The following is a 24,010-nucleotide window of genomic DNA, read 5'->3' as shown; positions in this document are numbered from 1 at the left end:
CCATTTTTGCAGGTCAGCCGGGGTTGCTCCGGGAGGCGACCGCGGACACCAGTCCGGTGCCGTCACCGGCGCGTACGCCCGCAGCGAGCCCGTCGGTTCCGGCGGCCGCGACCAGCGGTCGGGGTACGCCGACCAGCGGTGCCAGCAGGCGGTGGGTGAAGGTGTGGCCGACCAGCTCGATGCCCTCGCGGCGCAGCAGTTCGGCCATCAGCAGGGTCTGCAGCGGGCCGTGCACGACCAGCCCCGGATAACCCTCGTGCGCGGCCCAGCCGAGGTCGTAGTGGATCCGGTGCGCGTTGAAGGTGAGGGCGGAGAAGCGGAACAGCAGCGCCTCATCCACGCCCAGCTCCAACCGCGGGCCGGGCCAGGATTCCTTGCTGGGTTCGGGATCCTCGGCCGGCAGCGCGGCGCCGCCGGGAGCGCGGTAGACGATGTCCTGCTCCTCGACGACACCGGGTCGGTCGGCCTGGCTGATCGTGCTCCGCACGGTGGCGAAGGTGAGCGGACCGGAGCGGCCCTGCTTCTCCCGCACGTCGACCACTTCGGTCACCTTGGTGGCGGGTACGCCGAGCCGCAGCGGTCGCAGCGTGGTGATCCGGCCGCCGGCGAACATCCGGCGCCGCCCGGGTCCGGGGGGTGCCGGGATGCCGGTGGTGGGGTGGCCGTCGGGGGAGAGGTCGGCGGTCCGGGGGCGCGGCAGCAGATGCAGCCAGTGCCACAACGGCGGCAACAGCTCGTCCGCAGGTGGGTCGATGTCGAGGAGCGCGGCCAGCGCCTCGGCGGGCTCGGGGGCCAGCACCTCGGTCCGGGTGAGTTGTTCGGTCATTGCCGGATTCCTTTCCCGGTGGGATCTGCGCGGGCCAGCAGCTGCCGGGCGCGGGTCAGCACCGGGGCGTCCACCATCACCCCGTCCACCCGTGCCGCCCCCGTGCCGTCGGCGGCGAGCACCCGGGTGGCCCAGTCCAGCTCGGCCGGCTCCGGACGCAGGGCGTCATGGGTCGGTTCGACCTGCCGGGGGTGGATCAGCAGCTTGCCGGTGAACCCCAGCTCGACGGCATGGTGGATGTCTTCGGTGAGGGCGGCGGGATCGTCCAGGGCCGAGGTGACGCCGTCGATCGGCGCCGGCTTGTCCGCCAGCCGGGAGGCCAGCACCAGGGTGCTGCGGGCGGTGAGCATGGCGGTCCGTGAGGGCGCGCAGCCCAGGTCGGCGGCGAGATCGAGATGGCCCAGGCAGAGACGGGTGACCGCCGGCTCGGCGGCGACCTCGACGGCCCGATGCAGGCCGAGCGCGGTCTCGATCAGCGCCAGCACGGGCCGGCCGGTCGCCTCCGCGATGGACCGGATCTGCTGTGGATCCTCGGCCTTGGGCAGCAGCACCGCCGTCAGCCGGTCGGCGGGAATCCCTGTCAGGGCGGCACGATCGGCGGCGTGCTGGGGCGTACCGGCGGCGTTGATGCGGACCACGATCGGCACGCCGGTGGCTTCGACTCCCTCGTTCCTCGGTCGCTCAACCAGCGCCGTGGTGACCGCGTCCCGGGCCTGGTCCTTGTGGTCGGGGGCGACCGCGTCCTCCAGATCGAGGATCACCGCATCGGCGCCGGCGGCGAGCGCCTTGTCGAAGCGATCCGGGCGGTCACCCGGTACGAACAGCAGCGAGCGTGCCGAGCCGAGAGCCACGCTCACGGGGCCACCGTGCCACGCTTCATCAGCTGGCCCACGATGACATTGCGCTGGATCTCGTTGGTGCCCTCGCCGACGATCATCAGCGGGGCGTCGCGGAAGTAGCGCTCCACATCGAACTCGGTGGAATAGCCATAGCCACCGTGGATCCGCAGCGCACTGGTCGCGTTGCGCAGGCCGACCTCGGAGGCGAAGAGTTTCGCCATCCCCGCCTCGAGATCGGCGCGCTCACCGGAGTCGTAGCGGCGGGCCGCATGCTGGGTGAGCTGCCGGGCGGCCTCCAGTTCGGTCGCCATGTCGGCCAGCAGGTTGCCGACCGCCTGGTGTTTCCAGATCGGTTTGCCGAAGGTCTCCCGTTCGGTGGCATAGCGCATCGAATCCTCCAGGGCGGCGCGGGCCACGCCCAACGCCCGGGAGGCGACCTGCAACCGGCCGACCTCCAGCCCGCGCATCATCTGCGCGAAACCGCGGCCCTCCTCACCACCGAGCAGGGCCGAGGCCGGGACCCGGGCACCGTCGAAGGACAGCTCGCAGGTCTCCACCCCCTTGTAACCCAGCTTGGACAGATCCCGGGAGACGGTGAACCCCGCCAGCCCACCGTCGTCGGGGTGGGTCTCGACCAGCAGGATCGAGATGCCGCGGTGCGGCGGGTCGGCCTCCCGGTCGGTCTTGCAGAGCAGCGCGATCAACCCGGAGCGGCGGGCGTTGGTGATCCACATCTTGGATCCGTTCACGACATAGTCGTCACCGTCGCGCCGGGCATGGGTGCGCATCGCCTGCAGATCCGAGCCCCCGCCGGGTTCGGTGAGCGCCATCGTGGCACGCAGTTCCCCGGTGGCCATCCGCGGCAGGTAGCGGTCCTTCTGCTCGTCGGTGCCGTAGGCCAGCAGCAGCTTGCTCACCACGGTGTGCCCGCCCATCGCTCCGGCGAGCGTCATCCAGCCGGTGGCGAGTTCTTCGGTGATCTGGCAGTACGCCGGGGTGGAGAGTGCGGTATCACCCCAGGGTTCGGGGATCGCCAGCCCGAAGATACCGAGCTGCTTCATCTGCTCGATCCATTCTTCGGGGTAGCTGTTGGCGTGTTCGACCTCGTTGACCTTCGGCCGGACATCGCGGGTGATCCAGTCGCGGATCACCGCGATGATCTCGCGCTCCTCCTCGGTCATGCGGTTTCTCCTTCGGTTCGTGGGCGGGGCAGGGTGCCGCGGAACAGCTCCGCGGATTCCTGCCAGGTGAGCTGTTCGGGCCGGATGTCCAGGCCACGCAGGCATTCTTCGACCTTGCGGCGCAGCTCCTGTTTGGTCGGCGGCCGGGTGGGTGAGCCCGGTGGCAGGTCGAGCTCGGCGGTGCGTTCACCCCGATCCTCGGTGACGGTGATGTGCACCCGACCGGTCAGCAGACCTTCACCGCCGTCGGTGAGTTCGGTCTCGACCAGTTGCAGCAGGCGCTGTGCCGCGGGCCGGTTCACCGCCTCGTCGCCGAACTCCCAGAAGCCGGGGAAGTCGTCCAGCAGGGCGGTGGCGGCGGCGTACTCGAGGGAGAACTTGCCCTCCAACCCGGTCTGCGGTCGGTGCGACTGCAGCGGCACTACCGAGGCGGCCGGGGTGCGCAGCCGGATGCCGGTCACCGACTCCGGGTCGAGACCCTCGCGCAGCCCGGCGATCGCGGTGATCGGCCGCTGCAGGGCATAGCAGGCGGGGTGGATCTTGATCGCCAGACCGTCCGGGACCGCCGGGGATCGCTGCGAGAGCACCGGATCCGCCGGATCGCCGCCGAGCAGGGTGAGCCACCGCTGCACCGCTGCCGGGTTGGCGCGGGCGCCGTCGCGGGCCAGTCGGGCGGCGCGGATCCCGGCGTCGGCGGCCAGCCCGATCTGGATCGACTTGGCATCGGTGCCGAAGGCGTCCTGGACCCCGCCGGCGGCGGGCACGGCCAGGGCGAGCGCCATCATGGTCGCCTCGGTGTCCAGGCCGAAGCAGGAGGCCGCCGCGGCGGCGGCACCCAGTGCACCGGCGGTGGTGGTGGCGTGCCAGCCCGCGGAGTAGTGCCGCCAGCCCAGTGCGGTCCCGATCCGGGCCATCACACCGGCCCCGGCCAGGAAGTCCCGCGGGCCACCGCCGAGGGCGAGCACCACCGGGATGCAGACGGTGGAGATGTGGGTGGTCGACGGCATGTGCAGATCGTCGAAGTCGAGCACGTGGCAGGCGACCGCCCACCGGCCCGCCTGATCGAGGGCGCCGACCTTTTCCAGCACCGGATGGGAATGCGCGGCCAGGCCGACGGCGACGGTGTCGACCAGTTGGCGGTCGGCCAGCGCGAGATCCTCGGTGCTCGGTTCGAACGTGGTGGCCCAGTCGGCGAGGGCACGTGCGGTCATCATCGGGCCTCCTCCTCGGTGGTGGTCGGTACGCCGAACTCGGCGAGCACGGCATCGGTGTGCTCGCCCACCCGCGGGATCGGACCGAGCACCGGTTCCTGGTCATCGAGCATCGCGGGCGGCCGCAGCGCACGCAGCGGTCCGGCGGGGGAGTCGTAGCTGCGCCAGCGATCCCGCGCTTCGAGCTGTGGGTGGGCGGAGAACTGTGCCATGTCCCGCAACCGGGCGTTCGCGATCTGGGCGGCCTCCAACCGGCGCTCCACCTCATCGATCGGCAGTTCGGTGAAGACGGCCTCCAGGTATGCCGTCAGCTCGGCCCGGTTGCGGACCCGGTCGCTGTTGCGGACGAACCGGGGATCGGTGGCCAGCTCGGGCTGACGCAGCACCTGTTCGCAGAACCGCGCCCACTCGCGTTCGTTCTGGATGCCGAGGAAGATCTGCTGCTGCTCGGCACAGTGGAACGGCCCATAGGGGGCGATGGCGGCGTGCGAGGCACCCGTTCGGGGCGGTTGCGAATCGCCGTATTCGGCGTAGTTGTAGGGAAATCCCATCCACTCGCCGAGGGCCTCCAGCATCGGCACCTCGATGGTCGCCCCGCCGCCACCCCGCTCCCGGCGCAGCAGCGCAGAGAGGATGCCGGAATAGGCGTACATCCCGGCGGCGATGTCGGCGACCGAGATGCCGACCTTGCTCGGTGTCTCCGGCGTACCGGTCAGCGAGACCAGACCGGCCTCACACTGCACCAGCAGGTCGTAGGCCTTCTTGGTGGCGTACGGGCCGGTGGACCCGTAACCGGAGATCGAGACATGGATCAGTTCCGGTCTGCGGTCACGCTGCTCCGCGGCACCGAAACCGAGTCGGTCGGCGGCACCCGGGGCGAGGTTCTGGATGAACACGTCGGCCCGGTCGACCAACGCCTGCAGCGTTTCCCGGCCCCGGTCGCTCTTCAGGTCAAGGGCGACCGACTCCTTGCTGCGGTTCAGCCAGACGAAGTGACTGGCCAGCCCGTGCACGGTCTCGTCATAACCGCGGGCGAAATCACCGACCTCGGGGCGCTCGATCTTGAGCACCCGGGCGCCCTGATCGGCGAGCTGGCGGGTGGCGAACGGAGCGGCGACGGCCTGCTCCACGGCGACGACGGTGATTCCTTCCAGGGCGCGCATTCCGAGCGCTGGCATCTATTGACCCCCGATGAGAGCGGTGGACAGGGCGGGTACGAAGGTGACGATCAGCAGGCCGGCGAGCAGCACCAGGGCCGAGGGCAGGGCTGCCTTGGCCACTTTGAGCACGCTCATCCGGGACAGCCCGGAGGCGACGAACAGGTTCAATCCGAGCGGCGGGGTGACCATGCCGATCTCCAGGTTCATCACCATGATGATGCCCAGATGGATCGGGTTGATGCCCATCTGGGTGGCGATCGGCAGCAGGATCGGGGCCAGGATCAAGATGGCCGAGGAGGTCTCCATGAAACAGCCGACGATCAGCAGGATCACGTTGATCAGCAGCAGGAACTGCCACGGGCGCAGGTTCATCTCCTCGATGGCCCCGGAGATCTGCAGCGGGATCCGTTCCTGGGTGAGCACGAAGGAGAACAGGATGCCGTTGGCGATGATGAACATGATCATCGCCGAGGTCTTCGCCGAGGCCAGGGTGATCTCACCGAGCCGCTTGAACGGCAGCTCGCGGTAGATGACCAGCGAGACCAGCAGCGAATAGAGCACCGCGACCGCGGCCGCCTCGGTGGGGGTGAAGAAGCCGTTGTAGATGCCGCCCAGCACGATGACCGGCAGCAGCAGCGCCAGGATCGCGCTCTGGAATGCCTTGAACCGGTCCTTGGCGGACTTCACCCCGAGGGTGCTGGAGTTGTCGCCGTAACCCTTGCGGCGGGAGATGACCAGCGCGACCGCGATCAGCATCAACCCGGCCAGGATGCCGGGGATGATGCCGGCGACGAACAGGTCACCGATGTTGGACTCGGTGGCGATGCCGAAGACGATCAGCGGGATCGACGGCGGGATGAGGATGCCCAGCGATCCGGAACTGGCGATCAGGCCGGTGGAGAACTGTTTGCTGTAGCCGTGCGCGACCATCGCGGGAATCATGATCGTGCCGACCGCGACGACGGTGGCCGGTGAGGAGCCGGAGACCGCGGCGAAGAACATGCAGGACAGCACCGCGGTGATCGCGAGCCCACCACGCAGATGACCGACCAGGGCGGCGCCGAAGTCGGTCAACCGTCTGGAGATCCCGCCCCGGGACATGATGTTGGCGGCCAGCACGAAGAACGGGATGGCCATCAACGGGAAACTGTTCAACGCGTTGAACAATCGCTCCGGGACCTGGGTCATCGGGGTGAGCGTGAAATAGAAGATGTAGAAGATCGAGGTGAGCCCCAGGGCCACCGAGATCGGCGCGGACGACAGCAGCAGCAGGAACAGCAGGACCAGCAGCAGGATGGTGGCGAGAGTCATCGGTCGCTCCGATCGCCGTCGAGATTGGGATTCCGGGCGGCCAGATCGCTCTGGTCGAACCCGGCCGCGGCCAGCTCGTCGGCGTACACGTCGCGACCGATCTCGTCGCGGGGCGTACGCCAGGTCCGCCAGGCCAGCTCCAGCGAACGCAGCGCCATCAGGGTGAAACCGATCGCCACCGACAGCTCCAGCACCCACAACGGCAGCTTCAGAGCCGGGGTGATGGTGCGCCGGGAGAACGGTTCGGCGATCAGCATCCAGGAGAGCACCGCCAGGCTGACCATGTAGCCGATGGTGACCAGCCGGCCGATCAGCGTGATCGCCTTGCGGGCGGTGCCTTTCAGCAGCACCGGCAGGATGTCGATGTTGACGTGTTCATCGGAGCGCAGGGTGGCGACCGCGCCGATGAAGGTGGAGTAGATGATCAGATAGATCGTCGCCTCCTCGGCCCAGAAGACGACCGCGCCGGTGAGGTTGCGGAGCACCACCGAGACGATCGCGATGACCGCCGCGGCGGCCAGGGTGGCCACCGCCAGGGTGTTCTCCACCGACGTGAGGATTCTGTTCAACTGCTTCATGATCGACTCACCTCCCTCAGCGCAGCTTCTTGCGGGCGAGCAGTTCGTCGACGATCTCCGGGCCGATCGCGTCGCGATACTGCAGATAGACCGAGGGCAGCACCGCGTCCCGCAGCGTCTGCCGCTGCTCTGGGGTGAGGGAGACGATCTCGGTGTTCCCGGTCGCCTCGATCTTCTTGCGGGATTCGAGTTCGAGCTGGGCGGAGCGTTCCCGGTTCACCCGGCTGGCCTCGGTGGCACTGGCCTCGACATCGCGCTGCAGATCGGGGGGAAGCTCGTCGAAGAAGGACTTGTTGATGATCAGCACGTAGCCGATGTAGCCGTGGTCGGAGGCGGTGATGTATTTCTGCACCGTGTGCATCTTCTGTGACTGGATGTTGGACCAGGTGTTCTCACCACCGTCGATGACACCCTGCTGCAACCCGTTGTAGACCTCGGCGAAGGCCAGTGGGGTGGGGATTCCACCCCACTTCTCGAACTGGGTGCGCAGCACGTCCGAGGGCTGGATGCGGTATTTCTTGCCGACCATGTCGGACGGGCTGACGGTGCGGTTGTTCGAGTGGATCTGCTTCATCCCGGAGTCCCACAGGCCGAGCACCTTCATGCCCTTGGCCTCCAGATCCTTGTTCGCATAGATCGCCCGGCCGACCTGGGTGTCGGGGGCGGCGACCTGCGGGATCTCGTCCGGGGTCTCGAACAGATAGGGCAGATCGAGCACCTGCAGGGCCGGGGCGACGGTGGTGAACTTGGCGCTGGCCGGTGCGAGCATCTGCACCGAGTTGGACTGGATGGCCTGCATCTCGTCCTTGTCGCCATAGAGCTCGGAGTTCGGATAGACCTGTACCCGGACCCGGCCGTTGGTCCGCTTCTCCACATCGGCGGCGAAGAAGTCGGCGGCCTGACCCTTGGGGGTGGCGGCCGTGGTCACGTGGGCGAACTTGATCGTGTAGGTGCCGCCCGCGTTCATCAGGGCGCCGCGGACGCAGCCGGTCGCGCTCAGACTGAGCACGGCGACCGCTGCTGCGGTGAGGGTTCTGCGGAACTTCATCGTTCCTCCTGTCGTGGTCTTTCCTTTGTCGATTGGCGTTTCAGGCTCGGCCGAGATGCAGCACGTGGGTGTAGTGCGAGGGCAGATAGTCGCTGACGGCGTACTCCATCGGCGTATCGGTGTGGTCGGTGTAGGTGCGTTCGATGTGCAGCACCGGGTCGCCGCTGTGGCAGTCGAGCAGGGCCCGGGCCTGCTCGGTGGCCAGGGCGGCGGTGATCCGCTGCTCGGCATCCCGGAGCGCGAATCCGTGCTCCTCCAGCAGGCCGATGATCGTGCGGTCGACGCGCGCGCCGGGGGTGCTCAGCGCCGGTACGCGTTCCAGCGCCGCACCCTGCTTCGGCGGCAGCCAGACCGTGGTGGCGCAGAAGCACTCGCCCTCGTGCCAACGGCGGAAGGTGACGGTGTAGAGCAGTCGCTCGGAGACCTTGAGCCGTTCGGCGGCCTGGGGGTCGTAGCCGCCGGCGAGCGGGGTGACCACCTCGAGCTGGCTGTCCGCGCTCAACCCGATCAGATCGGCGATCGAGCCGAAATGGCGCTGGTAGCGGCGTCCCGGGGGAGAGGCGAAGGTGCCGCGGCCGGCGCGCCGGGTGACGAGCCCCTCGTTGACCAGTTCCAGGAAGGCCCGGCGCACGGTCTGCCGGGACAGCCCGAACTGCTGGGCCAGCGCGGTCTCGGTCGGCAGCGGTTCGTCGGGTGGGAAGGCGTTGTCGAGGATCCGGTCGCGGAGCTCGCGGGCCAGGTGCTGGTACGCCGTCTCGCCGACGCGTCGCTCACCCCAGTCCATGCCCTCCCCGTCCCCTGCTCGATGAAATGTGCGGCCAATCTAGATTTGGCCGTACAAATCCGGCAAGGGTTGTCTCACGATGCGACCCCCACGCTCCTCGAGTAGGCAACCCCGGCGCAGCGGAGCGGAGCCGGGGTTGCCGTGTCGAGAGGAGCCTGGCCGGCTCAGATCATCTCGACACGCAGCCCATTGCTCCGCTTCGCTCCGCATGGGCTGCTACTCGATGAGCGTGGGGGTCCGTCAGCCCTTGAGCACCTGGTCGACGACGGCCTTCGCCTCGGACTGCACCTCGGCGAGGTGCTCGGGGCCCTTCAGCGACTCGGCATAGATCTTGTACTTGTCCTCGGTGCCGGAGGGGCGGGCCGCGAACCAGGCATCGGCGGTGGTCACCTTCAGCCCGCCGATCTTGGCCCCGTTGCCGGGCGCCTCGGTGAGGATGTTCTCGATCGGCTCGCCGGCCAGCTCGGTGGCGGTGACGTCGGCGGGGGAGAGCGCGGCCAGCCGGGCCTTCTCCTCACGATTCGCCTCGGCGTCGATCCGGGCGTACGCCGAGGACCCGTGCCGACGCTCGATGTCGGCGTACCGCTCGCTCGGTGAGGACCCGGTGACCGCCTTGATCTCGCTGGCCAGCAGGGCGAGCAGGATGCCGTCCTTGTCGGTGGTCCAGGTCTTCCCGGTCCGGGTCAGGAAGGAGGCGCCGGCGGATTCCTCACCGCCGAAGCCGATCTCGCCGCTCTGCAGCCCGGGCACGAACCACTTGAAGCCGACCGGGACCTCGACCAGTGTGCGGCCCAGTTCGGCGGCCACCTTGTCGATCAGGCTGGAGGAGACCAGCGTCTTGCCGACCCCCGCCTCGGCGGGCCACTGGTCGCGGTGACTGAACAGATATTCGATCGCAACGGCCAGATAGGCATTCGGGTTCATCAACCCGGCGTCGGGGGTGACGATGCCGTGCCGGTCGGAATCGGCGTCATTGCCGGTGGCGATGTCGTAGCGGTCCTTGTTGTGGATCAGGCTGGCCATCGCATCGGGGGAGGAGCAGTCCATCCGGATCTTGCCGTCGGTGTCCAGGGTCATGAACGCGAACTGCGGATCGACGACCGGGTTCACCACCTCCAGGTTCAGCCCCAGCCGCTCGGCGATCCGGCCCCAGTATTCGACCGAGGCGCCACCCATCGGATCGGCACCGATGTGTACGCCGGCGCTGCGGATCGCATCGATGTCGATCGCGTTGCGCAGGTCGTCGACGTAGGCGGTCAGGTAGTCGAAGGTCTCGACCTCGGATTTCGCACGGTCGAAGGGAATCCGCTTGATGCTCGAGGGATCGCGGAGCAGCTGGTTGGCCCGGTCGGCGATCCAGCTGGTGGCATCCGAATCGGCCGGACCACCGTGCGGCGGGTTGTATTTGAAGCCGCCGTCGCGGGGCGGGTTGTGCGAGGGGGTGACCACGATGCCGTCCGCCCGAGCCAGCGGCTCGGTGGCATTGTGCGCGATGATCGCCCGCGACACCGCCGGGGTCGGGGTGTACTGGTCGATCCGCTCGGCACGCACGGCGACCCCGTTGGCGACCAGCACCTCGATCGCGGTCTGCCAGGCCGGACCGGACAGTGCGTGGGTGTCCTTGCCGAGATAGAGCGGCCCGGTGATGCCCTGGCCGGCGCGGTATTCGACGATCGCCTGCGTGGTGGCGGCGATGTGCGCCTCGTTGAACTTGGTGTCCAGGCTCGAGCCGCGGTGCCCGGAGGTGCCGAAGACGACCTGCTGATCGGGGTTGTCCGGATCGGGCGTGCGGTCGTAATAGGCGCCCAGTACCGCGCCGACATCGATCAGGTCCTCGGGGAGTGCGGGCGTACCAGCGCGTTCGTGTGCCATGGGATGAGCCTAGGACTTCCGGTGGCTGCAAGAATAGGCACCATGACTGCTGCGAGTTTCAATCGTCCCGGTGCCATCGACCTGTCCGGGCTCAAGGCCCGGGCCTCCGCGGGCGCTCCGGGGGCTCCCGGCGCGCCGGGCGGCGGGGGCGCTGGGGCGTACGTCATGGAGGTCACCGACATCGCCGCCTTCGAGCAGTTGCTGCAGCGCTCGATGCAGTACCCGATCGTGGTGGAGTTCTACAGCCCGCGGGCGCAGGGTTCGGAGCAGCTGTCGGCGGACCTGAGCGCGCTCGCCGACGAGTACGCCGGGAAGTTCCTGCTGGTGCGGGTGGCGGCCGAGTCCGCGCCCGACATCGCCCAGGCGCTCGGCATCCAGGCGGTGCCGACGGTGGTTGCGGTGATCGGCGGCCAGCTGGCCCCGCTGTTCCAGGGTGTGCAGCCCAAGGAGAACATCAAGCAGGTGCTCGACCAGGTGTTGCAGGCCGCGGCCGCCAGCGGCGTGATGGGCAAGGCCGATCCGGTCGGGCCGGCTGCCGGTCAGGGCGACGGTGACGGTGAGGAAGATGGCGCCGGCGGCATCGATCCCCGCTTCGCCGCCGCCGACGAAGCGCTGGAGAAGGGCGACTTCGCCACCGCCCGGGACGAGTTCGACAAGGTGCTGGCGCAGAGCCCGGGTGATGCCGAGGCGCTCGCCGGGCGGGCGCAGGCCGGGCTGCTGGATCGCAGCAGCAAGCTGGACGGCTCCGAGATCGGCAAGGCCGACGCCGCGCCGACCGATGTCGACGCCCAGCTCGCCGCCGCCGACGCCGAGCTGGTCGGCAGCGACCCCGAGGCGGCCTTCGGTCGGTTGATCGAGACGGTGCGCAACACCAGCGGTGATGATCGGGAGAAGGTACGCCTCCGCCTGCTCGAGCTCTTCGAGACCCTGGGCAACAGCAACCCGGTGGTGCTCAAGTTCCGCCGCAAGCTCTCCACCGCCCTCTTCTGACCCCACGCTCATCGAGTAGCAGAACCCCGGCTCCGCCTGCGGAGCCAGGGTTCATCACGTTCATCGAGTAGTACCGCCGGCGCCGCGGAGCGACGCCGGCGGTGCGTGTCGAGATGAGTTGGTGCGTTGGGCAGTTCAGCCCTTCTTCGGCGGCAGGTTCTCCTGTACCGGCAGGGTGTCCCAAAAGCTGGTATCGGCGGTGTTGATCGAGCCGTCGCCGATCGCCTTGGCGGTGGACTCCATCGTGACGACGGTCTGCTTGATCAGGTAACCGTTCGACTTCTGCCCGAGCACGTACTGCTCGTATTCGTGATCGGCCATCCCGCGCATCTCGAACAGCAGCGTGGAGATCCCGTATTCGGCGGCGATCCCATTGCGGCTGATGGTGGTCGCGCTGCCGCCGTCGTATTTGCCGATGTGGCCCCAGCCGGTCGGCTCGATCGCGTTGTAGACAACCGATCCGAGCCGCTTGGAGCCATCGACCACGGCCGGGTCGACCTCGGGTGAGGTCGGATAGAGGATCGAGCCGGAGACCAGCTCGCCGTCGGTGGCCGAGCGGGTGGCCTGATGGTGCAGGTCGACGGCGTAGTCGATGCCGAGCTGCGCCTGGTACTTGGTGATCATCCGGTGCAGCGCCTGGGTCTCCGGCTGGGACTTGGCGACGTGGTCGCGATTCAGGTCGACCTTGTTCGCGTTGTAGCGGGTGAGATTCCGGTCACCGGCGGCGATGTAGTCATCGAGCGGGAAGTTCACATCGCCCATCGCGCCATCGGGGTTGACCATCGGCACCACGAGGATGTTCACCTTGTCCAGCAGGCGCTTGTTGGAGTTGCCGAGCGACTTGATGAAGTCCAGGGCGCCCTCGGTGTTCAGCGCCTCGTTGCCGTGCTGCTGGGTGAAATAGAGCACGGTCGGGTTGGCGGGGTTGGTGATGAACTTGGCGAGCATCAGGTCGCGGCCCTTGACGCTCTGCCCGATCACCTCCAGTTCCATCGCGGACTGCTTGGCGTCCTGCTTCTTCAGCTCGGCCACCATCGACTCGTGGGTGCTCAGGATGGAGGTGTTGACGGTGCCGGTGCAGCAGTTCGGTCCACCACCGACGGCGTTGGCAGGGGTCGTGGCGAGTGCGGCGCCGGAGCCGATCAGGGCGCAGACGGCAAGGGAGGCAGCGAATTTCTTCATTGAAACGGGATCCTTATCGGGGTCGCTGGGGAGTTGTCTGACCAGTCAACCAACACCGCCGGAGTGGGTCAATTGTCCGATCACTCCCGGGCAGGGGTCTGGAGGTTGCGTAATCGGACGTGCAGTACCTCGCCCAGCCTGCTGTCGGAACCCAGTGGGACTGGGTTTGATCATGGACCGGCGCGGGCACTGCACGTCCGAGTACGCAGCAGACGGGTTGCGGGGTCGGGTATCAGGTGGGGCGGCCTCTCGACACGCAGTCCCGGCTCCGCTTCGCTGCGCCGGGACTGCTACTCGAGGACCGGGAGGTCGGGTCAGCGGGTGCCGTTCTCAGTGAGGGCGACCTCACCGGGGGAGAGCGAGAGCGCGATCTGCAGGCGGCGGGCGGAGAGCTCGGAGACGTGGTCGGCGATCTGCTCCACGGGGACCCAGTGCACGGCGACGATTTCGCTGTCCTGCTTGACGATCGAGGCGATCTGCTCGGGAGTCAGCACGCCGCCGTCGAAGATGAACTCCAGGGCGTCGTCCCAACCGAGGTAGGGCGGCATCCAGTCCACCACCAGCAGCCGGAGCTGGTCCACGACCAGTGACAGCTCCTCGGCGACCTCGCGGATCGCGCCGACCCGCGGCGACTCCCGCGGCTCGACCACGCCGCCAGGCAATTCCCAGTCGGCCTTGAAATGGGTGTCGCACAACAGCACCCGGCCGGCCGAGTCACGGAAGATCACATGCCCGATCACCCGCTTGGTCGGCAGCACCGAGTTCATCACCCCGGAGAAGCCCGACGGGCCGGTGGTGATGTCATCGACCAGCCGGGCATAGAGCACCACATCGTCCAGCTCGCCGTTCGCCAACCGCAGGGCCTGGCGGCGTACCCCCTCGCGCCGGAAACCCGCCCGATGCATCGCCCGCCGCGCCATCGCATCGGTCGACGGCAGCGCCACCTCGACCCGACGCAACCCGCGCCCGATCAGCGCATCGTCGGCGGCCAGGCCGACACCGCGGGTCAGGGTGTCCGAATCGGTCGCGGCATTCCACTGCAGCACACCGATACCGTCGTCGACGACCTGCACATTGATCGTGAACTCACCCGGCTGCTGTGGCTCTTGACCCGCAGGCCCCTGATCGCTCACTGCAGCCCCGGGTCGCCGGGCAGCTCGGCGGTCTCGCGCGGATCCCAGAGCAGCCAGACCGCACCCAGCGGCGGCACGGTGATCTCCGCACTCGCTTCCAGTCCGTGCGCCGGCACCTCCCGCGCTTCGACCTGACCCAGGTTGCCCCACTGACCGGTGCCGTCGTAATCCGGCGAATCGGTGTTCAGCACCTCGCGCCAGACGCCGGCATGCGGCAGGCCCAGGGTGTAACCGGTCCGCGGGACAGGGGAGAAGTTCACCGCCACCGCCAGGCACTGGCCCTGGTCATCGGTGCGCAGATAGGAGAAGACATTGCCCTGGGCGTCGTTGGCGTCGATCCAGCGGAAGCCCTTGGGGTCGTTGTCCAGCTTCCACAGGGAGGGCAGTTCCTTGTAGGTCTTGTTGAGATCGCGGAACAGCTTCTGCAGCCCGTCATGGCCCCACAGATCCGAGACCCACCACTCCAGACCCTTGGACTCATCGAACTCCGAGCGCTGCCCGAACTCGTTGCCCATGAAGATCAGCTGCTTGCCCGGATGGGACCACATGAACGCGTAGTAGGCGCGCAGCGAGGCGAACTTCTGCCAGTCGTCCCCGGGCACCTTGTTGACCATCGAGCCCTTGCCGTGCACGACCTCGTCGTGGCTGATCGGCAGCACGAAGTTCTCCGAGAAGGAATAGACCATCGCGAAGGTCATCAGGTTGTGGTGGTATTGCCGGTGGACCGGCTCCTCCTCCAGATAGCGCAGGGTGTCGTTCATCCAACCCATGTTCCATTTGAAGCCGAAGCCCAGCCCGCCGTGGTGCACCGGCCGGGTCACCCCCGGCCAGGAGGTGGACTCCTCGGCGATCGTCATCACCCCGGGCACCCGCGCATAGAGGTGCGAGTTCACATAGCGCAGCAGGTCGACCGCTTCGAGATTTTCCCTGCCACCGTGGACATTCGGCACCCAGTTGTCGCCACGGGAGTAGTCGAGATAGAGCATCGAGGCGACCGCGTCGACACGCAACCCGTCGATGTGGAACTCGGTGATCCAGTAGAGCGCGTTGGAGACCAGGAACGACTTGACCTCGTTGCGGCCGAAGTTGAACACATAGGTGCCCCAGTCGGGCTGCTCGCCCTGTCGCGGATCGGCATGCTCATAGAGCGCGGTGCCGTCGAAGCGGCCGAGGGCCCATTCGTCCTTGGGGAAATGGCCCGGCACCCAGTCCATGATCACTCCGATACCGGCCTGGTGGAGAGTGTCCACCAGGTAGCGGAACTCATCGGGCGTGCCGAACTGCGACATCGGTGCGAAGTAGCCGGTCACCTGATAGCCCCAGCTGGGGGCGTACGGATGCTGGGCCAGCGGCAGGAACTCGACATGGGTGAATCCCTGCCAGGTCACGTATTCCACCAGCTCATGCGCCAGCTCGACATAGGTCTTGCCCGGTCGCCAACCGCCCAGATGCACCTCGTAGATGCTCATCGGCTCGGCGTGCGCCTGCGCTTTGGCGCGCCTCTCCAGCCACTCGTCGTCGCTCCATTCATAGGAGCTCTCGAAGACGATCGAGGCGGTCTCCGGTGCCGACTGGGCGAAGCGGGCCATCGGGTCGGCCTTGTCGATCCAGCGGCCGTCGGCGCCGTGCACCCGGAACTTGTAGACCGAACCGGCGTGCGCCTCGGGCACGAACAGCGCCCACACCCCGGTGCCGGGGACGCGCTGCATCGGATGCGAGTCACCGTCCCAGCCGTTGAAGTCACCGTAGACGCGGACCTCGTTCGCGTTCGGCGCCCAGACCGCGAAGCGCACCCCGCTCACGGGTACGCCGTCGGCACCGGGCTGCTCCACCAGATGCGCGCCGAGGCGGCGCCACACCTCGGTGTCGCCGCCGGAGTGGAATCCCTCCAGCTCGGTGCCGGTCAGGCCGCCAAGGGTCTCGGTGCTCATCGTGCTGCCTCCCTGTCGTGGTGGGGCGGATCGTCGGTCGACCGGTGCTCGGCGAGGGCGCCGAGCGCGGTCAGCGGGATCGGTAGCCAGTCTGGTCGATTCCGGGCCTCGTAGACCACCTCGTAGACCGCTTTGTCCGCCTGGTACGCCGCCACCACGGTGTGCTCGGCGTCGGTCAGTGCCCGCCCCGCGGTGTATCCGCGCAGGAAGGCGTTGCTGTTCTGCTGCACCCAACCCCGCGCGGTCGCCGGGTCGGTGCCGGCGCTGCGCTCCGCGAAGCCACCGGCGTAGTCCAGCGACCGTAGCAGCCCGGCCACATCCCGCCAGCCGGTATCGGGTTCGCGCCGCTCGTCGAGGGTCTTCAGTGGTTCGCCCTCGAAGTCGATGATCTTCCAGCCGCCGTCGGCGCCGACCAGGGTCTGGCCCAGATGGAAGTCCCCGTGCACCCGCTGGGTGTCCAGCTCGGTGTCGGCGAGGGTGCCGAAGATCGCTGCCAGGCCCGGTTGGTACGCCGCCAGCGCGGGCACCTCGCGGACCGCGGCCGCCAGTCGGCGGATCATCTGCTCCGCGGCGCCGGCACCGGTGCGGTTGCCGGTGCCGAAGGCGGTGGCGAGCGCCTCGTGCACCTGGCGCAGCGCCCGGCCCAGTTCCTCGGCCGGGCCGGTGAAGTCGTCGCCGGAGCCGGCGGCGGCGACCGCGACCTGCCAGCCGTCGCTGACCTCACGCAGCTGCTCGACCAGCATCGCCGCATCGGCCCGGCAGCTCGCCCCGCCGGTGTCGTGCCATTCGGCGGTCAGCCAGCCGTAGAGCCGGGCCACATCGGCCGCGGCCGGGCCGTCGGCGAGCGCGCGATGGATCTCGATGTCGAGGTTGTCGCCGAGCTCGAGGCGGCGGAACAGCTTCAGCATCGCCACCTCGCCATACATGATCGAGGTGTTGGACTGTTCGCCGCCGAAGATCCGCGGCGGCAGGCTCGCCGAGACCTCGCTGCCGTCGACGAACTCGGCGACCAGCCGGGCGTCGTCGTCGCTGCGTTCACCGGCGCCGAGGACGGCGGCCAGCAGCAGCTCCTGGGCCAACGGGTCGCGGGTCGCGTCGTGCAGCACGACCTCGCCGAGCTCGGGGTCGGCGCAGCGGCCGATCGCCGAATCGGCGTCACCGGTGGTGTCGGCGCCGTGGTAGCTGAGCGCCAGCAGGTAGTGGTGGGTCTCGGCGTCGCCGTCGCGGTTGGCGACCTCGGCGACCAGCAACCGGACCGCGCCGGCGCCCCCGGGCGGGGTCAACCAGGGCAGCGGGTGCAGGGCGACCAGTTCGGCGTCGCGGCCCTTGCCGGCATACCAGCGAGCTTGCTGGATGTGCTGCCAGAGCAGGGTTTCCGGCGATTCCAGGTCAGGACGGTTCGGGGTCATCGGCACCCTCCTGCTCGGTCGGCTCGGGCTCGGTCGGCTCGGGCTCGGTCAGATCGGGATCGTCGGCCATGATCCGCAGCCAGAGGAACCCGTGGCCGGCGATGTCGATCTGGTAGTCGTGCGCGGTCTCGATGTCGATCGGGTGGTGATCGTCGTCGCGGAGCAGGTCGAAGGGCACCAACCCGCGGAACCGGGACAGATCCAGGTGCACGGTCTGCGGATCGGGGGAGAGGTTGTTCACACACAGCACCGACATCCGCGTACCGTCCTCGCCGCGATGCGAACGCAGGAAGGAGAACACCTTCTCGTTCGCCCCGCCCAGGTCGGTGAAGTCACCCAGACCGAAGACCGGATGGTTGCGCCGGATCACCAGCATCGCGCGCAGCCAGATCAGCAGCGAACCGGGATCCATCATCTGCTGCTCGACGTTGACGCCCTCCTTGGCGTACCACGGGTCCTGGACCAGCGGCAGATGGAAGGAATCCTCCTCGGCCTCGGAGAAACCGGCGCCCGGCTCGGCGGACCATTGCATCGGCGTACGCACCCCGTCGCGGTCGTGCAACCAGATGTTGTCGCCCATCCCGATCTCGTCGCCGTAGTAGAGCACCGGCGACCCGGGCAGACCCAGCAGCAGCGCATGCAGCAGATGCACCTGCTTGAGATCGCCGTCGACCAGCGGCGCCAGCCGGCGGCGGATGCCGATATTGCACTTCATCCGCGGGTCCGGGGCGTACTCGGACCAGATGTAGTCGCGGTCCTCCTCCGAGACCATCTCCAGGGTGAGCTCGTCGTGGTTGCGCAGGAAGGTGCCCCACTGGCAGCCCGGCGGGATCTCGGGGGTGTCGGCGAGGATCTCGGAGATGCAGGCGCGGGACTGCTGCTTCAGCCCCATGTAGAGCCGCGGCATCACCGGGAAGTGGAACGCCATCTGGCATTCGTCGTCGTTGCCGAAATATTCGACGACATCATGCGGCCACTGGTTGGCCTCGCAGAGCAGGATCCGGCCGGGGAACTCGGTGTCCACCATCCGCCGCACCGCCTTGAGGATCCGATGGGTGCCGCCCAGGTTCTCGCAGTTGGTGCCGTCCTCCTCGATCAGATAGGGGACCGCGTCCAACCGGAAGCCGTCGATGCCCATCCGCAGCCAGAAGCGGATCGCCTCCAGCATCTCGACCAGCACCTTCGGGTTCTCGAAGTTGAGGTCGGGCTGGTGGGAATAGAAGCGGTGCCAGAAGTACTGCCCGCGGACCTCGTCATAGGTCCAGTTGGAGGCCTCGGTGTCGACGAAGATGATCCGGGCATCGGAGTACGCCTCGGGCACCTGGCCCTCGGCGGGGCCGCCGTCGGACCAGACGTAGTAGTCGCCGTAGGGCCCGTCGGGATCGCTGCGGGACTGCTGGAACCACGGATGCTGATCGGAGGTGTGGTTCATCACGAAGTCGATGATGATCCGGATGCCGCGCTCGTGGGCGCCCTCGACGAACTGCCGGAACTCATCGACGGTGCCGAGCAGCGGCAGCACCGAGGTGTAGTCGCTGACGTCGTAACCGCCGTCCAGCAGCGGGGAGGGGAAGAACGGCGGCAGCCACAGGCAGTCCACGCCGAGCCACTGCAGATAGTCGAGTTTCTCTGCCAGGCCGGCGAAATCGCCGATGCCGTCACCGTTGGAGTCGTGGAAGCTGCGGACCAGGACCTCGTAGAAGACCGCCTTCTTGAACCACTCGTGGTCCGTGGGATCCATGCCGGCGTCCGCGGGCAGCAGCGGCTCCTCCGTCGGATGGGTGTCGACCGTCTCAGTCACAGATGGATCACCGATTCTCGACGACCAGCACGTGGGCCGGGTCGGCCGGGGTCAGTCGGACGAAATTGCGTGCACCCCAACGGAAATCCTGGCCGGTGATGACGTCGTGGACCTCCAGCACCGAGTCCTGGGCGCGGCCCAGGGCGGCCATGTCCAGATAGACCTCGGACTCCTGGGTGGCGTGCGGATCGAGACTGCAGGCCACGATCACCGTCGAATCCCCATCGGTCTTGGAATAGGCGATGATCTGGCTGTTCGGGACGTGGTGGAAGGTGATGTCACGCAATTGCTGCAGCGCCGGCTGCTCGTTGCGGACCTTGTTGAGCATGGTGATCAACCCGTTGAGGTTGCCCTGCTCGCCACCCGACCAGTCCCGCGGTCGGAACTGGTACTTCTCCGAATCGAGGTATTCCTCGCCGCCGACGCGCAGCGGCTCGCCCTCGAACAGCTCGTAGCCCGAATACAGTCCCCAGTTCGGCGACAGGGTCGCCGCCAGCACCGCGCGGATCGCGAACCCGGCCGGCCCGGAGGTCTGCAGGAACTTCGGGTTGATGTCGGGGGTGTTCACCCAGAAGTTGGGCCGATAGAAGGAATCCATCTCGGTGGTCAGCTCACCGAGGTATTCCTCCAGCTCCCACTTCTCGTTGCGCCAGGTGAAGTAGGTGTAGGACTGCTGGTAGCCGACCTTGCCGAGCAGGTGCATCATCTCCGGCTTGGTGAACGCCTCGGCGAGGAAGAGCACGTCGGGATCGGTGCGCCGGACCTCGGCGAGCAGCCAGGCCCAGAACTCCACCGGCTTGGTGTGCGGGTTGTCGACGCGGAAGATCCGCACCCCATGCGACATCCACAGCTTCAGCAGCCGCAGCGACTCCTTGTAGATCCCGGAGCGGTCCCGGTCGAAGTTGATCGGGTAGATGTCCTGGTACTTCTTCGGCGGATTCTCCGCGTACGCGATGGTGCCGTCGATGCGCTCGGTGAACCATTCGGGATGCTCGGTGACCCATGGGTGGTCCGGGGAGGCCTGCAGGGCGAAGTCCATCGCCACCTCCAGGCCCAGCTCGTTGGCCCGGGCGACGAACCGGTCGAAGGCGTCCCAGTCACCGAGCTCGGGGTGCAGGGCGTCGTGGCCGCCGTCGGTGTTGCCGATCGCCCACGGCGAGCCGGGGTCGGCCGGGCCGGGGGTGAGGGTGTTGTTCGGGCCCTTGCGGAACTGCGAGCCGATCGGGTGGATCGGCGGCAGGTAGACGACGTCGAAGCCCATCTCGGCGGCCGCCTCGAGCCGTTCGTGGGAGGAGTCGAAGCCGCCGGAGATCCAGCGCTTGTTCTCCTGGTCGTAGCGGGCGCCCTGGGAGCGGGGGAAGAACTCGTACCAGGCGCTGAACAGCGCGCGGCGACGATCCACGAACAACGGGTAGTCCGGGGTGGGGGTGACCAGCCGGCGCGGACCGTATTTCGTCATCAGCGCGCGCACGTCCCGGTGGGTCAACTGCTCCAGCCGGTCGCCGACCGGCGAGTCCGGGTCGCAGAGCGGTTCGAGCTGCTCCAGCCGGCGGGTGGCCGCCTCGTCACCGGCCTGCCGCGCGGCGGCCGCCGCCTCGGCGTACAACTGCTTGCCCTCGGCGAGCACCAGCGCCACATCGAGCCCGACCGGCAGCTTGATCTCGGCATGGTGCAGCCAGGTCGCCCACGGGTCGTCCCAGCCCTCGATGCGGAAGGTCCAGTTCCCGGGCCGGTCGGGGCGGACGTACGCCTCCCAGCGGTCGAAGCCGACCGGTTCACCGGGGGCCATGTCGACGCGGTGCTCGACGCCATCGGGATCGGTCAGGATCACCGCGGCGTTCACCGAATCGTGCCCCTCGCGGAGCACGGTCGCGCGGATCGGGATCCGCTCGCCCTCGGTGGCCTTCGCCGAATAGGCGCCGCCTTCAATGACCGGGGAAACCTTGCTGACCGGGATCCGGCCGATGATGTGGCCGAGGTCGGCGACCACGGTCGTGTCCGCATGCGGCGCGGGGCTTGTCTCCTCGACGGCGCGCCGGGCCGGCTGGTTCGTCTCGGGCAGGGTGCTGTCGGGCCTGTTGGCAGTCACGTGACCAACGTAGCGGCCACGTCGAACGCTGTCAGGATGGGGACGGCCGGTAGGTTGACCCCGTGCGTGCAATTCGTCGTTTCGTCGTGCAGCCGGTCCTCCCCGAGCCGCTGCGTCCCCTGGAAGAACTCGCCACCAATCTGCGCTGGTCCTGGCACCAGGGCACCCGCGAACTGTTCCGTGCGGTCGACCCGAAGCTGTGGGACGCCGTCGGACACGACCCGATCCGGCTGCTCTCCCAGGTCGATCCGGCCCGGCTGCAGAAGCTGAGCGCCGACCCCAAGTTCGTCCGCAACCTGGACCGGGCCCGTGAGGACCTGGCCGAATACCGATCCGCCGAGCTGTGGTTCCAGCAGTACGCCGCGGGCCAGGACGGCGAGGACGCTGGCCGGGACGCCGCCGGGACGCCCGCGCCGCGGGCGGTGGCGTACTTCTCCGCCGAATTCGGCATCTCCGAGGTGCTGCCGATCTATTCCGGCGGCCTGGGCATCCTGGCCGGCGACCACCTCAAGGCGGCCTCCGACCTGGGCGTACCGATCATCGGTGTCGGACTGTTCTATCGACACGGCTACTTCCGGCAGTCGCTGGATGCCAGCGGCTGGCAGCAGGAGCGCTACCCGACCCTGGACGCCAGCGCGCTGCCCGTCTCGCCGCTGACCGAGAACGGTGAGCAGGTGACCATCGAGGTCGAGGTGCGCAACCGGACGCTGCGGGCCGCGCTCTGGGTGGTGCAGGTCGGCCGAGTGCCGCTGGTGCTGATGGACGCCGACATCGAGGGCAATGCCGATGACCAGCGGATGATCACCGACCGGCTCTACGGCGGGGGCACCGAGCACCGGCTCGCCCAGGAGGTGCTGCTCGGCATCGGCGGCGTCCGCGCGGTCCGCGCGTACTGCCGGATCACCGGCCATCCGGAACCCGACGTCCACCACGCCAACGAGGGCCACGCCGGATTCCTCGGCTTGGAACGGATCCGCGAATATCTGGGCCAGGGGATGGACTTCGACGCCGCGGTCGAACGGACCCGGGCGGGCAATGTGTTCACCACCCACACCCCGGTACCGGCCGGTATCGACCGGTTCCCCCGCGAGCTGATCGTCGACCAGTTCCAGCACTTCGACGGACTGCCGCTGGACCGGATCCTGGCGCTCGGCGCCGAGGACTACGAAGGCGGGGACCCGGGCCGGTTCAACATGGCGGTGATGGGCTTCCGGCTCGGCCAGCGCGCCAACGGGGTGTCCCAGCTGCACGGCGAGGTGTCCCGGGAGATGTTCCACGGCCTGTGGCCGGCCTACGACGTCTCCGAGGTGCCGATCGGCGCGATCACCAACGGGGTGCACCACCGCACCTGGATCCACCCCGAGCTGCTGGAGCTGCTGCAGAGCCCGACCGGGGACGCCGACACGGTATTGGACGGCTACGACTGGTCCGGCCTGGACGATGTCGATGACAACACCATCTGGTCGCTGAAACGGCAGATGCGCGGCGATCTGATCTCCGAGGCGCGACAGCGGCTGGCGGCGTCCTGCCGCAACCGCGGCATCTCCGCCGACTGGGTGGGCGGCGCGCTGGACCCGAAGGTGCTCACCATCGGCTTCGCCCGCCGCGGCGCCTCCTACAAGCGGCTGACGCTGATGCTCACCGACCGGGACCGGCTGAAGCGGCTGCTGCTGGATCCGCAGCGGCCGGTGCAGATCGTGATCGCCGGCAAATCGCATCCGGCCGACGACACCGGCAAGGCCCTGATCCAGACGATGGTGCAGTTCGCCGACGACGAGGAGATCCGGCACCGGATCGTGTTCCTGCCCGATTACGACATCTCGCTGGCCCGGCCGCTCTATCCGGGGTGTGATGTCTGGCTGAACAATCCGCTGCGGCCCTATGAGGCGTGCGGCACCTCGGGGATGAAGGCGGCGCTGAACGGGGCGGCGAATCTGTCGATCCGCGACGGCTGGTGGGACGAGTGGTACGACCCGCGCTGGGGCTGGGAGATCCCGTCCGCGGAGGGGATCAGCGACCCGGCCGCCCGGGACGCCGCCGAGGCGCGCTCGCTCTACGAGATCATCGAGAACGAGATCGTGCCGCGCTACTACGACGTGGACGCCAATGGCCTGCCGCAGCGCTGGATCCAGATGATCCGCGACACCATTTCCGGGCTCGGGCCGCGGGTGCTGGCCTCGCGGATGGTGCGCGACTACGTCACCGAGTTGTACGCCCCCGCGGCGCGCGCGCAGCGGGCGATGGACGCCGCCTGTGCCGGTGAACTCGCCGCCTGGAAACGCCGGATCCGGGCCGCCTGGCCCCAGGTGCGCGTCGAGCACGTGGAATCCAGCAACACCGGCACCGTCGAGGTCGGCCAGCAGATCGCCTTCTCCGCCCAGGTCAGGCTCGGCGAGCTGACACCCGAGGATGTCGAGGTGCAGCTGGTCTCCGGATCGTTGGACGCCGACGACGAACTGCACGACGTGACCACCGTCGTGATGAACGGGGCCGGCGCGGCGGCGGTGGATGCGGAGGGGTATCGCCGCTACCAGGTCACCCGGGAGGCCGGGCAGACCGGCCTGGTCGGATTCACCGTCCGCGTGGTGCCCCGGCACCAGCTGCTGGCCACCCCGGCCGAGCTGGGGGTGGCCGCCCTGCCGCTGGGTACCATGTGAGTGCTGCG

The 24,010-nt window shown here is 68.4% G+C and carries 18 protein-coding genes; 2 read left to right on the top strand and 16 right to left on the bottom strand.

Going from position 1 to position 24,010, the window contains the following annotated elements:
• Positions 1-13 precede the first annotated feature (13 nt).
• From C8D81_RS05590 to pgm, 10 genes are all read right to left on the bottom strand, one after another.
• On the bottom strand, positions 14-826 hold the full coding sequence (locus C8D81_RS05590; RefSeq protein ID WP_094431797.1) for a hypothetical protein: 813 nt from the start codon (positions 824-826) through the stop codon (positions 14-16).
• Positions 823-1,683 (bottom strand): HpcH/HpaI aldolase/citrate lyase family protein, encoded by an 861-nt coding sequence (locus C8D81_RS05585; protein WP_094431795.1) that lies wholly within the window; start codon positions 1,681-1,683, stop codon positions 823-825. Before C8D81_RS05585 ends, C8D81_RS05590 begins: the two co-directional genes overlap by 4 nt.
• Positions 1,680-2,846, bottom strand: coding sequence for an acyl-CoA dehydrogenase family protein (locus C8D81_RS05580; protein ID WP_094355342.1), 1,167 nt, complete (start codon positions 2,844-2,846; stop codon positions 1,680-1,682). Before C8D81_RS05580 ends, C8D81_RS05585 begins: the two co-directional genes overlap by 4 nt.
• Positions 2,843-4,060, bottom strand: a complete 1,218-nt coding sequence (locus C8D81_RS05575; protein ID WP_094431793.1) for an MmgE/PrpD family protein — start codon at positions 4,058-4,060, stop codon at positions 2,843-2,845. The genes C8D81_RS05580 and C8D81_RS05575 overlap by 4 nt, the downstream gene beginning before the upstream one ends.
• Positions 4,057-5,235: a CaiB/BaiF CoA transferase family protein gene (locus tag C8D81_RS05570; RefSeq protein WP_229117765.1), complete on the bottom strand. Its 1,179-nt coding sequence runs from the start codon at positions 5,233-5,235 to the stop codon at positions 4,057-4,059. Before C8D81_RS05570 ends, C8D81_RS05575 begins: the two co-directional genes overlap by 4 nt.
• Positions 5,236-6,528, bottom strand: coding sequence for a TRAP transporter large permease (locus tag C8D81_RS05565; protein WP_094431790.1), 1,293 nt, complete (start codon positions 6,526-6,528; stop codon positions 5,236-5,238).
• Positions 6,525-7,106, bottom strand: a complete 582-nt coding sequence (locus C8D81_RS05560; protein WP_094355338.1) for a TRAP transporter small permease — start codon at positions 7,104-7,106, stop codon at positions 6,525-6,527. The genes C8D81_RS05565 and C8D81_RS05560 overlap by 4 nt, the downstream gene beginning before the upstream one ends.
• A gap of 16 nt (positions 7,107-7,122) precedes the next feature.
• Positions 7,123-8,154, bottom strand: coding sequence for a DctP family TRAP transporter solute-binding subunit (locus C8D81_RS05555; RefSeq protein WP_094431788.1), 1,032 nt, complete (start codon positions 8,152-8,154; stop codon positions 7,123-7,125).
• Positions 8,155-8,194: 40 nt separating this feature from the next.
• Entirely contained in the window at positions 8,195-8,938 is a 744-nt protein-coding gene (locus C8D81_RS05550) for a GntR family transcriptional regulator (protein ID WP_094400980.1), read from the bottom strand.
• 240 nt (positions 8,939-9,178) lie between these two features.
• Complete coding sequence (pgm, locus tag C8D81_RS05545; RefSeq protein ID WP_094431786.1) at positions 9,179-10,810, bottom strand: phosphoglucomutase (alpha-D-glucose-1,6-bisphosphate-dependent); 1,632 nt, start codon at positions 10,808-10,810, stop codon at positions 9,179-9,181.
• Between the two features lie 42 nt (positions 10,811-10,852).
• Between pgm and C8D81_RS05540 the strand changes: the two genes are divergently transcribed.
• Entirely contained in the window at positions 10,853-11,800 is a 948-nt protein-coding gene (locus C8D81_RS05540; protein WP_133625683.1) for a tetratricopeptide repeat protein, read from the top strand.
• A 135-nt stretch (positions 11,801-11,935) separates the two neighbouring features.
• Here C8D81_RS05540 and C8D81_RS05535 read toward each other — a convergent pair whose 3' ends face one another.
• The 6 genes from C8D81_RS05535 to C8D81_RS05510 all read right to left on the bottom strand — a co-directional run bounded on the left by C8D81_RS05535 (position 11,936) and on the right by C8D81_RS05510 (position 21,345).
• Complete coding sequence (locus tag C8D81_RS05535; RefSeq protein ID WP_094400986.1) at positions 11,936-12,982, bottom strand: M14 family zinc carboxypeptidase; 1,047 nt, start codon at positions 12,980-12,982, stop codon at positions 11,936-11,938.
• 314 nt (positions 12,983-13,296) lie between these two features.
• A complete protein-coding gene (locus C8D81_RS05530) occupies positions 13,297-14,055 on the bottom strand; it encodes an NUDIX hydrolase (protein ID WP_229119608.1) in 759 nt (252 codons plus the stop codon).
• A 56-nt stretch (positions 14,056-14,111) separates the two neighbouring features.
• Positions 14,112-16,046: a 1,4-alpha-glucan branching protein GlgB gene (glgB, locus tag C8D81_RS05525; protein ID WP_094431781.1), complete on the bottom strand. Its 1,935-nt coding sequence runs from the start codon at positions 16,044-16,046 to the stop codon at positions 14,112-14,114.
• Positions 16,043-17,455, bottom strand: coding sequence for a maltokinase N-terminal cap-like domain-containing protein (locus C8D81_RS05520; RefSeq protein ID WP_094431778.1), 1,413 nt, complete (start codon positions 17,453-17,455; stop codon positions 16,043-16,045). The genes glgB and C8D81_RS05520 overlap by 4 nt, the downstream gene beginning before the upstream one ends.
• Positions 17,436-19,196 carry a maltose alpha-D-glucosyltransferase gene (gene treS, locus C8D81_RS05515; protein WP_094431965.1) on the bottom strand — a complete coding sequence of 587 codons (1,761 nt, stop codon included), beginning with the start codon at positions 19,194-19,196 and terminating at the stop codon, positions 17,436-17,438. Before treS ends, C8D81_RS05520 begins: the two co-directional genes overlap by 20 nt.
• Positions 19,197-19,263: 67 nt before the next feature.
• Positions 19,264-21,345, bottom strand: coding sequence for an alpha-1,4-glucan--maltose-1-phosphate maltosyltransferase (locus C8D81_RS05510; RefSeq protein ID WP_324252402.1), 2,082 nt, complete (start codon positions 21,343-21,345; stop codon positions 19,264-19,266).
• Between the two features lie 62 nt (positions 21,346-21,407).
• Here C8D81_RS05510 and glgP point away from each other — a divergent pair, with 62 nt between their 5' ends.
• Positions 21,408-24,002: an alpha-glucan family phosphorylase gene (glgP, locus tag C8D81_RS05505; protein ID WP_094357204.1), complete on the top strand. Its 2,595-nt coding sequence runs from the start codon at positions 21,408-21,410 to the stop codon at positions 24,000-24,002.
• The last annotated feature ends 8 nt before the right edge of the window (positions 24,003-24,010 follow it).

It is taken from the genome of Enemella evansiae, from assembly GCF_004362375.1.
Taxonomy (GTDB): Bacteria; Actinomycetota; Actinomycetes; order Propionibacteriales; family Propionibacteriaceae; genus Enemella; species Enemella evansiae.
The sequence above is the reverse complement of the archived record's forward strand: the minus strand, read 5'-3'. Positions and strand labels throughout refer to the sequence as shown.